General features: G+C 46.7%; 16 protein-coding genes and 1 pseudogene. 1 reads left to right on the top strand and 16 read right to left on the bottom strand.

Translation table 11 applies throughout. The features are described from left to right. Window positions 1-40: 40 nt before the first annotated feature. The 6 genes from bshA to ACWGOO_RS09315 all read right to left on the bottom strand — a co-directional run bounded on the left by bshA (window position 41) and on the right by ACWGOO_RS09315 (window position 4,265). Window positions 41-1,204 (bottom strand): N-acetyl-alpha-D-glucosaminyl L-malate synthase BshA, encoded by a 1,164-nt coding sequence (gene bshA / locus ACWGOO_RS09290; protein ID WP_452482719.1) that lies wholly within the window; start codon window positions 1,202-1,204, stop codon window positions 41-43. A gap of 132 nt (window positions 1,205-1,336) precedes the next feature. Further along, entirely contained in the window at window positions 1,337-2,029 is a 693-nt protein-coding gene (gene bshB1 / locus ACWGOO_RS09295; protein ID WP_452482721.1) for a bacillithiol biosynthesis deacetylase BshB1, read from the bottom strand. After that, window positions 2,026-2,475, bottom strand: coding sequence for a methylglyoxal synthase (mgsA, locus tag ACWGOO_RS09300; RefSeq protein WP_452482723.1), 450 nt, complete (start codon window positions 2,473-2,475; stop codon window positions 2,026-2,028). Before mgsA ends, bshB1 begins: the two co-directional genes overlap by 4 nt. Window positions 2,476-2,532: 57 nt before the next feature. Then, window positions 2,533-3,336 carry a 4-hydroxy-tetrahydrodipicolinate reductase gene (gene dapB, locus ACWGOO_RS09305; RefSeq protein ID WP_452482725.1) on the bottom strand — a complete coding sequence of 268 codons (804 nt, stop codon included), beginning with the start codon at window positions 3,334-3,336 and terminating at the stop codon, window positions 2,533-2,535. A gap of 30 nt (window positions 3,337-3,366) precedes the next feature. Further along, the gene (locus tag ACWGOO_RS09310) at window positions 3,367-3,885 is read right to left on the bottom strand and encodes a tetratricopeptide repeat protein (protein WP_452482727.1); all 519 of its coding nucleotides are present in this window, start codon (window positions 3,883-3,885) and stop codon (window positions 3,367-3,369) included. Between the two features lie 50 nt (window positions 3,886-3,935). Next, entirely contained in the window at window positions 3,936-4,265 is a 330-nt protein-coding gene (locus tag ACWGOO_RS09315) for a nucleotide pyrophosphohydrolase (RefSeq protein ID WP_354452799.1), read from the bottom strand. Between the two features lie 212 nt (window positions 4,266-4,477). Between ACWGOO_RS09315 and ACWGOO_RS09320 the strand changes: the two genes are divergently transcribed. Next, window positions 4,478-5,347, top strand: a complete 870-nt coding sequence (locus tag ACWGOO_RS09320) for a YitT family protein (protein ID WP_452482729.1) — start codon at window positions 4,478-4,480, stop codon at window positions 5,345-5,347. A gap of 76 nt (window positions 5,348-5,423) precedes the next feature. On the opposite strand, the gene ACWGOO_RS09325 is transcribed toward ACWGOO_RS09320, so the two are convergent. The 10 genes and pseudogenes from ACWGOO_RS09325 to ACWGOO_RS09370 all read right to left on the bottom strand — a co-directional run. Next, window positions 5,424-6,269 (bottom strand): sporulation protein YpjB, encoded by an 846-nt coding sequence (locus ACWGOO_RS09325; protein ID WP_452482731.1) that lies wholly within the window; start codon window positions 6,267-6,269, stop codon window positions 5,424-5,426. Between the two features lie 56 nt (window positions 6,270-6,325). Next, window positions 6,326-6,985 (bottom strand): DUF1405 domain-containing protein, encoded by a 660-nt coding sequence (locus tag ACWGOO_RS09330; protein WP_452482732.1) that lies wholly within the window; start codon window positions 6,983-6,985, stop codon window positions 6,326-6,328. Window positions 6,986-7,156: 171 nt separating this feature from the next. Beyond that, complete coding sequence (locus ACWGOO_RS09335) at window positions 7,157-7,336, bottom strand: IDEAL domain-containing protein (RefSeq protein ID WP_014282074.1); 180 nt, start codon at window positions 7,334-7,336, stop codon at window positions 7,157-7,159. A 22-nt stretch (window positions 7,337-7,358) separates the two neighbouring features. After that, the gene (locus ACWGOO_RS09340) at window positions 7,359-7,865 is read right to left on the bottom strand and encodes a gamma carbonic anhydrase family protein (RefSeq protein ID WP_452482734.1); all 507 of its coding nucleotides are present in this window, start codon (window positions 7,863-7,865) and stop codon (window positions 7,359-7,361) included. Between the two features lie 52 nt (window positions 7,866-7,917). Next, window positions 7,918-9,027, bottom strand: coding sequence for a hypothetical protein (locus tag ACWGOO_RS09345; RefSeq protein WP_452482736.1), 1,110 nt, complete (start codon window positions 9,025-9,027; stop codon window positions 7,918-7,920). Between the two features lie 177 nt (window positions 9,028-9,204). Further along, window positions 9,205-9,792 (bottom strand): histidine phosphatase family protein, encoded by a 588-nt coding sequence (locus ACWGOO_RS09350; protein ID WP_452482738.1) that lies wholly within the window; start codon window positions 9,790-9,792, stop codon window positions 9,205-9,207. Window positions 9,793-9,862: 70 nt separating this feature from the next. Beyond that, on the bottom strand, window positions 9,863-10,489 hold the full coding sequence (locus ACWGOO_RS09355) for an anti-sigma factor (protein WP_452482740.1): 627 nt from the start codon (window positions 10,487-10,489) through the stop codon (window positions 9,863-9,865). Then, complete coding sequence (locus tag ACWGOO_RS09360) at window positions 10,486-11,082, bottom strand: RNA polymerase sigma factor (protein WP_452482742.1); 597 nt, start codon at window positions 11,080-11,082, stop codon at window positions 10,486-10,488. The genes ACWGOO_RS09355 and ACWGOO_RS09360 overlap by 4 nt, the downstream gene beginning before the upstream one ends. Window positions 11,083-11,965: 883 nt before the next feature. Beyond that, complete coding sequence (locus tag ACWGOO_RS09365; RefSeq protein WP_044785201.1) at window positions 11,966-12,391, bottom strand: hypothetical protein; 426 nt, start codon at window positions 12,389-12,391, stop codon at window positions 11,966-11,968. Between the two features lie 143 nt (window positions 12,392-12,534). Continuing rightward, a pseudogene (locus ACWGOO_RS09370) lies at window positions 12,535-12,687 on the bottom strand (spore germination protein); the annotation flags it as partial. Between the last annotated feature and the right edge of the window lie 242 nt (window positions 12,688-12,929).

The following is a 12,929-nucleotide window of genomic DNA, read 5'->3' on the forward strand; positions in this document are numbered from 1 at the left end:
AAATGACTTATCATAAAAAAACGGACGCGAGTCCGCCTCCTTAAACGCTGATTGGTTTAAGATCCGGAACCTCGCGTCCCAACACACGGTAATATATTTCTTCATATTGACGGGTAATCAGCGTATCACAGAATACAGTACGAGCCCGCACCAGACAGGCTTCGCGGAAACGCTCTGCCATCGCTTCATCCGATAATAGCTGCACCGCATATTCCGCCATCCTCTTGGTATTGCCGATTTCAGCAAGATAACCTGTGCTTCCGTGAATAACCAGTTCAGGCACGCCTCCTGCCTCGGAACCAATCGTTGGTACTCCACAAGCCATCGCTTCCAGTGCAACCAGTCCAAAGCTTTCTTTTTCCGATGGAAGCAGCAGCACATCCGCCATGGAAATCACTTCAGCGATCTGATCCTGCTTGCCCAAAAAGAACACCTTATCCTGCAAGCCCAAGCTTTCGATTTTGCAGCGGATTTTCGGAAGGTCCGGTCCTTCCCCAACCAACAGCAGCTTTGCAGGTACTTTGCGTTGCACTCTTTCAAATATATCCAGCACGTCTCCCACTCTTTTGACCGGACGGAAGTTTGAAATGTGCATCATAATTTTTTCATTGGGCTGGGCAAAATCTCTCCGCAGCGTAGCTGCATCCCGCGGATAATACACTCGTTTATCCACAAAATTGTAAGTCAAATCAATAGGACGTGTAATATCCAGCGCATCTATCGTCTCCCGAATCAAATCCTTGGAAACCGCTGTTACCGCGTCACTTTTATTGATTGCCAGCCGGATTAGATCTTTCAACGATTCATCCTGCGCCAACACCGTAATGTCCGTGCCGTGAAGCGTGGTTACCACTTTGAGATGGTCGCCCACCATTTCCTTGGCCAAATAAGCGCATACCGCATGTGGTACGGCATAATGAACATGAAGTACATCCAAATTCTTCATTTGTGCGACCTGGGCCATTTTTGTCGCCAGCGACAAATCATAAGGCGGATATCTGAACACGTAATAATCGTTAACTTCAACCTCATGATAAAAAATATTTTTTTGGAATGCCCCGCCTAATCTGAACGGAATGCTATTGGCAATAAAATGGACCTCATGCCCCTTCTCGGCAAGCAGCTTGCCCAGTTCTGTAGCCACTACGCCGGAACCGCCCAACGACGGATAGCAGGTAATTCCGATTTTCAATTTGTCATTCAAGTTAAGCTACCCCCTTCCATCCACCGATGATGACTTTTCAATGTTAGAGACACACCAAATACAGTGCCCATTTATAACCGCTACACGAACGAATTCTGTTTATCGTTTATGTGTCAGGATTTTTATAATTCCTTATGTGAATAGCTTAACCAGATGAGGCGTTTTGGAAGCAAAGCCCTCTGCATACGAAATCAGCTTACGCTGACCCAACAACGAATCCCGGGCTTTTACACGCTCAACATACCCCTGGTTTAATGGCGTGGATACCGTGTCTTTACCCGGTGCAGCTTGAAATTGGGAAGCATAGCTTAGTAATGCCTGCTCCTTGGCTTCAACATGCTCCGTAATGTCCACAATCAGATCCGTTCTACCGACATCATTAATGAAATAAAAATATAACTGCTCGACCAGTACCGCAGGCTGTTCCGACATAAATCGACGTAATTTGGCGTTAAACACCGCTTCTTCCACCAGCTTGCTGCACATGACATGATCCGGGTGCCGATCCTCCCAGTAGGGAGCAAATACGACTTTCGGCGCATGGCGCCGAATTTCCGCGGTCACTGCGGCTACATTCTCAGGTGTCACATACAACCCGCGATCAGGCAGCCCCAGATTCGTCCGCAAGGCAAGGCCCAACACTTTTGAAGCGTCCTCGGCCTCGGCCATACGGGTATCTACATCGCCATTGGATGACATTTCTGCACGCGTCAAATCACATACGCCCACCTTTAAACCAGTGGCTGTATGCTTGGCAATCGTGCCTCCCATACCAATTTCAGCATCATCAGCATGTGCTCCAAAAATCAATATGTCCAGCGTCATTTTACATCATCCTGCTGATCAAATGAAGAATTAATGCCCGGTTTATATTTATGTACCAGCTTACGCCAAGCAAAATCGCCCCGGTCCAGCGCCTTGACCAATATTTCAGCAGTCGCAACATTGGTCGCCAAAGGAATACCCTGCACGTCACACAGACGCAACAGCGCACTAATATCCGGCTCATGCGGCTGTGCCATTAGCGGATCACGCAGAAATATGATCAGATCCATATCATTTTGCGCGACCATGGCCCCGATTTGCTGGTCACCTCCAAGCGGTCCCGACATGTAACGGTGAATTTGAAGCTTCGTTTGCTCCATAATGCGCAGACCTGTCGTGCCTGTTGAATACAATTGATACCCTGTAAAAACATGTTCATACGCGGTTATAAAGTTAACCATTTCCTCTTTTTTGCGGTCATGTGCTATAAATGCAATCTTAAACATTCGAAATTCCCCCTGCCTCATTCTATAATTCCGTTTGTCCATTCTTTCGCGTTATTCTTAATCAATGAAATGCTCAAACCCATATACAAGTCCAGGTTGCTCCATTACCTTTTGAATGCCGATTTTGACGCCGGGCATGTAGCCTGCCCGTTCGTAGGAGTCCTGACGAATTTTGAGGGATTGTCCAAATCCTCCAAAAATAACTTCCTGCTGTGCGAATACACCAGGAAGACGGACACTGTGAATACGGAACCCTTGGTAGTAGCCGCCGCGTGAGCCTTCGAGTGTTTCTTCCTCCTCCGGATTCCCTTGACGCAATTCCTGACGCTGCTCAGCGATCAGTTCTGCGGTCTTAATTGCCGTTCCCGATGGCGCGTCCAATTTCTGGTCGCCATGATATTCGATAATCTCCAGATGAGGGAAGTATTTAGCAGCCTGAGCCGCAAACCGCATCATCAAAATAACTCCTATCGAAAAATTAGGCGCAACCAGACCCCCAATTTGCTGTTCCCGGCACAGCTTGTCCAGTTCGTCAATCTGTTCCGGTGTAAATCCTGTTGTCCCGATAACAGGGCGAACGCCATGCTTGATAGCAAGCGCTGTATGTGCGTACGCAAAACGAGGACCTGTAAAATCGACCATAACATCCGGGCGACTATCCAGCAAAGCCTGCTCCACATCCTCCACAATAGCAACGCCCGCTTCTGGAAGTCCGACGAGAAGGCCGGCATCACTGCCGGCGTGCGTTCTGTTAACTGCGGCTATCAGCCGAAGTTCTTCATCCTGGAGAACCAATTTGACAACCTCACGGCCCATACGACCGGCTGCTCCAACGACAGCCACTTTAATTTGCTCTGGCATATCTTACAACTCCTTATGCATCAATTCGTGCTAGATCTGCTCATTCATTTGCTGGCATAACTTCTTCATGAGATTGGCAAGCTGTTCATTGTGAGGAAACAAAGCGGCCGCCTCATGAGCAGCCTGCACAGCCAGCTTATATTCATTCATTTCAGCATAAACCAATGCAAGCAGCATAAAAGCATCACCGCATAGCGGATCAAGGGCAATCGCCTGCTCTAGCAGCAGGATCGCATCTGTGCGCACCTGTGGCGTAGCTCTGTCGACATCCAGCATCTTTCTGGCTTTCTCCGTCTGCTGTCTGGCCTCCATCGTGTGCAAATGCAGCACATATTCATCCTGCTGCGGGGCCAGACGAACCGCAGCGCCCGCATAAGCAAGCGCCTGCTCTATCCGCCCACTGCGAGCATAGGTGACCGAACAGCGGAAATAATGCTCCGCGTGATCAGGCTGGGCGGAAATCGCTTTTTCGAACCATTCCACGGCCTGCTCAAAATCGTTCTGTAAAATACACTGATAAGCTTTCTGAACGTATTCCTCCGCCTTCATGACACTGCACCTCCGGGTAACCGGTTTGGTACAGCATATGTACAAAACGCCTAATCGGTGTCCTTTTTGGTCCAGCGATTCGCGTCACGTGTGTTAAATTTATGCATGACCTTATCATGAGCATCAGTCAAATTAATACCCAGCGAGTTTGCAAAGCAGACCGTGATGAACAAAATGTCTCCCAGCTCCAGCTCAATCGAATTGTCGGCCTCATCCGTTTTTTTCGGTTTCTCACCAAAGGAATGATTGACTTCTCTAGCCAGCTCCCCGACTTCCTCGGACATCCGGGCCAGCATCGCCAGCGGGCTGAAATATCCTTCTTTGAATTGGGAAATATACTGGTCTACCTCACGTTGAATTTCATCAAGCGATTTTTCCATGAAACACAATCCCCCCTAATGTGCAGGTTTATTCATATGTTATCGTAAAGCACATTTGAAAACAAATATTTTTTAATGTGAATTTACTCACATCTTGCAATGGTCAATCTTATAAAGCTACCGTAAAAAGGTATACTAAACATAAGGATCTACGATCTACACCAAAATCAATATCAAGTCGTTCATCCCAATTTGCTACTGCGAGGGATTATATGAAAACATCCAAGTCTATTGAACAGCTTAAAATCATTTTACCCATTGTGCTCGGTACTGCTATTTATGCATTCGGACTGCTTTATTTCATTATACCCAGCAAGCTGATGGAAGGCGGCGTCACAGGTATCACCCTGCTGCTGAACTATGCTTTCTCGATTTCCCCATCCCTCTCCACATTGCTCCTGAACATTCCTCTATTTTTAATCGGATGGAAAATGCTTGGCGGCAAGCAAATTATTTATACTGGAGTCGGCATCGGAGCACTCACTTTTTTTCTGTGGTTGTTTGAAAAAATGATTCACCTCCGGTGGATGGGCACGTTTCAGACCGAGCACGATTTTATTCTTTCTTCATTATATGCCGGGGTTACGCTCGGGGCAGGATTGGGCATCGTATTCCGGTTTGGCGGTACCACTGGCGGGTCGGATATTATTGCCCGTATTTTGAATCGGAAGTTTGGCTGGAGTATGGGAAGAATTTTGCTGGTGATTGATATCGTCATCATCGGCGCGTCGCTGCTGTACATACCCAAGGAAAAAATCCTGTATACGCTGGTCGCTGTGTTTATCGCGTCTAAGATTATTGATTTTATACAAGAAGGGGCCTATTCAGCCAGAGCCTTTATGATTATCAGTGACCATACGATGGATATTGCGGATAACATTACACGGGATATGGATCGCGGTGTTACTATTATTCCAGCTATAGGCGCATTTTCCAAACAGACCAAGCATGTTGCTTACTGTGTCGTGTCCCGTCAGGAAATACGGCGTTTGCATCAAATTGTGAAGTCGGTTGATCCACGAGCGTTCATCATCATTCAGGATGTGCATGATGTACACGGGGAGGGCTTCAAAGAGGAATAGCCCGGAAATCCGGGCAAGTGGTCAGGCGTATATTTATTTTATCCATGACTGCGAAGTTCGTTGCAGCCTTACAAGCTTAACCGGAGAAACCGGATCGATACTTACGGTAACCCACATAAGCCAGGGTCAGCAGGATCGTCAAGCCGATTGCCAGTTCTGCCCGGCGCTCGCTTTCATGCGGGATGAATGGAGCCAGCGCGGTAGCGTCTTTTTCACGTCCAAACAAGGCATTGAATGTCGGGTTCCCCTGCTCTAGTGCCCCTCTAATCGCTGAAGCATCCGCATTTTGCTGATCTCCCAATCCCTTAACGTAAGAAATCCATGAATCCGTTTGAACAACCTCGGTTGTTTTGCCGCTGATCAACGCCGCCGTTCGGATCGTCTCATAATGATCCTCCAGCACTGCTGCTCCGGCGGCGAAACCCTTCATATTTCCTTTAGCAAACTGGCTATTTAAGCCGCTGACATCTTCTTTTAAAATTTTATAATACTGCTGCCATAATGGCTGGCGGGGATGCGCTATCGCATCTGCCGCAAGTCGCAAATTGGCAGCGGTCTTCACCCATTCGTCGGGCGATGCTTGCACAGATTGTGTAGCTTGCTGTACCTCAAGGATACTGCCGGACAAAGCATGAATAGCCTCCACAGATAGTGCAGCCTGTACCTGACCCGTGCTGAACCATCGGCTTACTTCCGCTACATCGGCGCGCGCTTTTTCAATATTTCCATCCATTACATCCCGGTACAATATCGCAGCCGCACGATCCAGTTCCTCTATTTCTTTTGCATTACTGGTGGACTTGGGCTGATCCCGCGCTTTCGCAATGCCAGGAGGGAAACAAACGGAAAGCGACAAGACCATAGATAACACAACTCCCGAAACGACACGCAGCACACCACGCAACGTCTGACTCCAAACCATGGGACATCCCTCCTCACCTTACTGTATGGCAAGGTTACAGGGACTAGAACTTGGCTTTAGCGCTCAGCCGTATCTTGGGCAATAGGAAAGGCTATTCGATTGCGCACATACATGGCAAGCCATGAAGCTGCGATACTGAAAAGGGTCAGCATATAGGTAAAACTACGTACTTGTGGTACATCATCTGTTAGCGTCCTCGGAAGATACGGATATATGCCGAATGTATAATCGACCGTATCATTTAACAGTGTCCACAAAGCTGCTACGCACAGAGCCGCCCATTTGCAGGTAAAAAAACGAACGAACAGCAAAACTTCGACTGCCATTGCCGTATGAGATGCTACCAGCATCCAATCTTGCCATATCATATGCCCGCCCTGCGCGACACCCCAAAAAATAATAGCTGAGGCCCAGGTGCCGTATTTTACACTCGTAACCACAGCTAACGCCTCCAACAACTGGCGAATGACCTTTAAGCCCTTCAGGCACGGAGGATACAGCAGGAATAATACAGAAATCGCAAAAAACAGGCTGGCCGTCGGACTATCAGGTACAAATACAATCTGCCATATCGGGTGGTAGTTTAGCGTGTATTCCAATTGCCCTCCATACCATATGTACCCATACACGGTTCCAACCAGGTTACACCAGAACAGCAGCCACAAAAAAGGCCGGCTTGTCAAGAACGATCGGCTCCACAAATAAGACAACGACACGTCCTCATCCTCCGTTCATACGATAGATGCCCCGTACAGGCTCCATCTACAAAGACTATATCATATAAAAGCGTATCAAAAAAACCTGGCCGCTGCTACGGTCAGGCTTGATGATTATGATCTTATATTGCCAATTAGTCTGTTACCCAAGGTCATATCTCCTGAAACGGCTCAATTGATCGCTTTCAGTTCATCCGTAAGATGACGAAAAGCTACTTCATCTCCGGAGGCCAGCGCCTCATCAATATCCTTGTAGAGCTTTTCACTCCGGCGTTTACGTAATGCCTCGTCCAAAACCATTTCAGCAGACAGGCCCAACATTACTTCATAAGTAACCTTCATTTTATCCATAGGATGCACCTCCAACATGAGTTTAAGAGATCCTATATTCTTTTCCTTTTGTTACATAGCTGAGTGACGTACGTGACATCCTCTGCAAATCTGCGTCTGTCAATTCGCGCACCACTTTGGCAGGTGTACCGAGAGAAAGAGTATAGGGTGGTATTTTGGTATTTTCTGTAACGACTGACCCTGCTCCTATTAAAGCATATTCACCAAGCTCAGCTCCGTTGAGTACAATGGCCCCCATACCGATTAAAGTGCCTTTGCCTACCGTGCAGCCATGGATAACCGCAGCATGTCCCACCGAAATATCATCCGCCAGCACCAAGGGCTGGTCCGTGTTCACATGTCCCACGACACCGTCCTGGATGTTGCAGCGTTCACCGATGATGACAGGCGCCATATCCCCGCGTAGTACGGCATTGAACCAAACTGAGGAATCTTGGCCGATTGTTACCTTTCCGACAATTTTTGCTCCTTCTGCCACATAGACAGATAAATGGAGCTGTGGCATGTTCCCGTTATAATGAATCAGCATTCAACTTCACCCTCTCATTTTGGGTGAAGTCTATCAACATGTATGCTGCTTGTCAATGGAGCCGCATACCCGGGTCGTTCCGCCCAATGCGGCACTCCCCAGCCAGTTTCAGCCCCCAGGTGGTCATCTGTACAGATGGCCCCGTCGAATGCTCACCTAGACGAAGCATACCCAAATGGAGCATCATTCGTATAATTCTCTGATCAAAGACCGAACGGGGCGTATCATAGTAAAACGGTCTGATCAGCGGACCGATATGTACAAAAAGTGACTCCGAGGACGTCCAGGACCTGGCACATTCTCCTATCCAATAGACCAGAGAAAGTAGATTGGGAACGGCTCCTTTATACAACCTTAACCAAAACCTGAATAGCTGTATCATCTCATCCTCGATCGCGTACTCCCTGCGTGCTTCTCCCTTTGCCGTCAGTACGACTCGATCCCCCTTCTCCTCAATAAACCTGGAGTGACGGGCATAATCATACAGCAATGCCATTCGGTCGGGATAAAACTTAAAGGAGGAGCCATATCCGAAACGCCAGCCCCCTTTGCCTAAAAGCGGCTCCGCAATGTGCAAGTGCTCCATCAGTTGCTGCTGATTGCGACGATACCATGTCCCCTCGGGGTTAAGCGGAACTTCATGCTGCTCCATGTACTGAAGGAAAAGTCGTAAATCCTCTGCCAAAAGATGTCCCTCATCCCGGTATGAGGTTGGCTCACTTACCCGGATCATTGCTTTTTGCAAGTCTTGCACCATGACACGGCGGAAACGCTCCTTCATGTCCAACGGAATTTGATACAAATACCTCGTGTTGTGCGTAGAACCGTTGAACAGCCAGCCACTGTTGCGTAAACGGGCCACGATGTCTCGCGATCGCTCACCGGAATCCTCATCCTCCTCGGCAGATTGTTTGGCAACCGCAATCAATTCCTCCATACTGAAATAAGGTCGGTCATCGAATAGCAGTGCGTTCAAAAACCTTACCTCTGACAGCTTTAGCTCCCTGACTTGCATCTCAAAAAAACTGCTGCTGCCGAGCTTTGTCAAAATGCCCTGGATCAGTTCATGTTTGGAATTGGGCTTACAGTCACATTCGTAATACACCGCGATTCTGTTCAAATGCACAATATCCGCAAATGTCAGCATATCCGCCAGATTCATCGTTCCATCGCCTCGTCACTGGACTGTCATCCGGAATTGATTCTTACCTGTTGTACCCACAGCTTTGACGGAATATCCAGACTCTAAACCTTTTTTTACAAAGCTATAATTAAAAAATAAAAAGACCACGGCTTCTACGCTGAGTAGAAGTTCGTGGTCTTTCGTCAACCTTTTAAGTTACAATCGCTTTTTTTGTAAATGTCTGGTACAATTATACAAAAGCGGCGCCCAATCCGTATCCTCACGCTGGAGAACACTCAGTGACAGATTACCAATTCGTTCGGTAAACTTTTCCTGATACAAAGCCTTATACAAATTAGCCAAAAAACCGCCATGAGAAACGACTAGCAGGTTCTTGTCTCGGTTTTCCAGCCAAATGGCTTCCATAAAAGCCAACCCTCGAAGTTGAAGGGCTTCATCGCTCTCCTGCCCCAAGTCCAGCAGATGCCAGTCGCTACCCCACTTCTCCTCACGCCCAGCCTGTGTCATGCCCTCGACCTGACCATAAGCACGTTCTCTCAGCCGTTCGTCCGGCTCCAGTAAAGGAAGATAAAGAGCAGAAGCAATAATCTCCCCCGTCTCCTTCGCTCTGGAAAGGCTGCTTGTAATAAGACCGTCCCAATGATAGGGCTCATCCTTTAATCGTTCTGCCAGCAAGCGTGCCTGCCAGCGCCCTTCCTCATTCAGCGGAATGTCACTGTGCCCCTGGATTTTGCCAACCGCATTCCAATCCGTTAATCCATGTCTGATCAAGCCAATAAGCATCGCGTTGTTTCCTCCGCTATTTAGTTATTCAGGCATTGTTATGAATCCGTATTGGAGCCCAGCTGTGCTGCTAATTTCTCCCCCGTCTCGCACGATGAACCCAGCCCAGAGAAAATAAGGCAAGCGCAAGTGCCAACACAGACAACAACATCCAATATTGCGGGTAAGTAGGAACAATGCTTGCAACCAGCGGGTCCATAATGCCACTATTCAAATCTTTAATGTGGTATTGATATTGTGGAGATATACTTGTAGTTTCCAGCAAGCCTGTCGGTAAAATACCCGTATCCATAAACGGTGCCGCTTGAGGAGGATTTTCTTGAGCGGAGCTTCCATTCCAATTCAAAAACAAAAAGCTACACAAAAATACCGCCAAAAAGCCAGCAATCCATACGGACATATACTTACGGGCTGCCGGGTTCAGACGCGCACGCCGATGCTCGCCGGGAACAAGCCACGGTGACTCTTCATAAATCCGATCCATGACCCTGCAATTCATAGCCTCAGCCTGCTCATCTGTTATCTCAAAGGAAATATCACGAATAGCGGATTGATTTTCTTTTGACAAATTCCACTCATTTTCTTCCGAACCATGCTCCCATCCGGCAGACGAGCTTCTGGCCTGTCTGCGCTCCGAGACTTGTTTCGATACATTTTTGCCTGTAGCGAACAAATCCTCAGCGTCCCTGGATTTCATTGGCTACTCATCCCTTCGTTTTCCTCATAGAGAGGCTCAAAAAAATAAGGCTCCAACTGCGTCTTCACACTGGTTCTGGCCCGGAAAAGCAACGACTTCACCGCACTGACCGTCTGCCCCAAAATCGTAGCAATCTCCTGATAGTCCAATTGCTCGTATTCGCGCAAAATCAGCGCAGACCGCTGCTTCTCTGGCAATCTGTTGATCGCTTCACGAACCATCTCTACCTTCTCGCCGCGAAGGACGGCCTGCTCTGGAATTACATCCAATGGAGCAACCGGCACATAACCGCCCTCCTCCAATGGAACATGACCGCTACGATGCTTGCGAAGCTCGCTCAGCACCGTATTACGTGCAATCGTATATAACCATGTGGAGAACGATGCATCTACCTCGCGAAAAGAGTGAAGGCTCCGGTACGCTTTATAAAACGTCTCTGAGCATAAGTCCTCAGCAATCATTTCCAGGTTCGAACTTTTCAGCATATGATAAACAAAAGCTAAAATTTTACGTTGGTGCCGCCTCATTAATTCTGAATAAACCTCAACATTACCTTGTTTGATTTCATGAATCATCTGGGAATCTGTCATCATCCGAGTGAGACCCTCCTCGCCCATACATGTGCTGTTCTCCCGTCCGATTCTGTCTATATATACCGAACAGGCCAAGAAAAGTTGCGCACTCTGCGCAAATGGATGAAACAGCATCATGGAACATTTGTTTTTTTCTTACCCTATGTAGTGCCAACAATAACGGTACTATCCCCAACATTTCTCAACACCCACATGGACTTACCTATTGTACCACAAAATAGTCGTCAGTAAAAAAGTCCAAAATCCCCATGATTTCCATCATGAGCTACATAACGCTAGATACCGTTTACGAAATACGGCATTTCCAACCTATTTTAAGTTTCTTCAAGATAAAGTGACATAACCTTGAAACCGTCCCTTTTGAATAGGATGGTAAGAATACTTGCCCAAAAGAAAACGCTTTAAAAAAATCATTGACAAAATGAAAACGTATACATATAATAAAAGTACAGTATGGTTTCTCTCCACATCCTATCCTACTCAGTTACTCCATGAGAGCAGCTACCAGCCGGGACTTTACCCGGGTGGTTTTTTTTACGCCTGCTCAATTAACAAACACGGTTTTTGAGACGGCTTAAATAAAGGTTAGGGTCTTTGCGGAAACAAAGGCGGTTAGTACCTTCGAGAAGTCGAGCTTCCCAAGCCTTACGTTCGTGGAGATAAGCATGAAAGCCGTTTGCTCTGGAGAACTGCACACACTTGGCTGTAGCCAACGTCTTGTTATAATTTCACTGCATCTATTTTCGCGTATTTTGTTCTAGGGGTAGCGTTTGATTGGAAAAAGAGTTGATCATATATGAAAAAAGCGCTAGTTCCGAGACTTGATCAGTCCTGAAACCTGCGCTTTTTGTTTGACAGGGGCCTATTGGAGCAAACTCATTAATTATCCAACAATGGTTTTAGTAGCAACCCATCCAAACTTAGATTTTTGTGCACTGCTTCCCCCACCCACGGTTATAAATGAGCCTGAAAGGGTGTAGGAGGTATCAGTACCAACTCTTCTCCAGATATAGCCTTCATAAACCTGATTATTAATCCCTGTGATGGTGCCGCCACTAATAAATCTGACAAATGTCAGTTTTCCAGCATTAAAATCATACCATCCACGAATAGGATTTCCAAATACCGTACCAGTTACAAAGCCTCCACTCACCGATGTAATATTCAATTCTCCTGTAAATCCATTGGCTTCAATATTCCATCTTCCCGTCGGTAAAGCGAATTGGGTTATGCGGCGACGTTTTTTCTTTAAAACAGGCTTATTATTTACTTTAGTTACATGTGCTTTGACCGCTGTTCCTTTTTTCACAAAAACACTCCTTTTAATTAGCACTTTATACATTATTATTAAAGACCTAATTAAGCGGATTGGACTTTTGTCTTTTTTTCTTGTTAACAAAAAAAGAAACATGCTGTTTATTAAACGAATGTCTCCATATATTAGAAGTCTTTATCCTTGATATACGCGATCAGATCCTTCTTAATTCTGGTTCCAACCTTGAATTTTTTCATTCCCAGATTCTTATTTAAGCCTTGGCGTCGTAGCATGGAAGTGTTTTCACTTAATACCTCCGTAAAACCAATTCGGGGACCCCAAAGTAAGCTTCAGAGGTAGGTTAACCAGCCCGATCATACGGTGATTGTAGCCGAGGAGGAGTAGAAGCACACATACAAAAAAGTGCTGCTTGGTGGCAGCCGGATTGTTGGAAATGTATTGTTTGGTGATGTAACCGAATCTGTCAGCCTTCATTTTTTTTATTTTTGAATAACAAAAAACGAGCGAAGAAACTCATCGCCCGCTTTAAATCTTTTCTTACTACTTCACTCCAGAAAGTATGATGCTTTTA

This window comes from Paenibacillus sp. NPDC055715 (genome assembly GCF_053617595.1).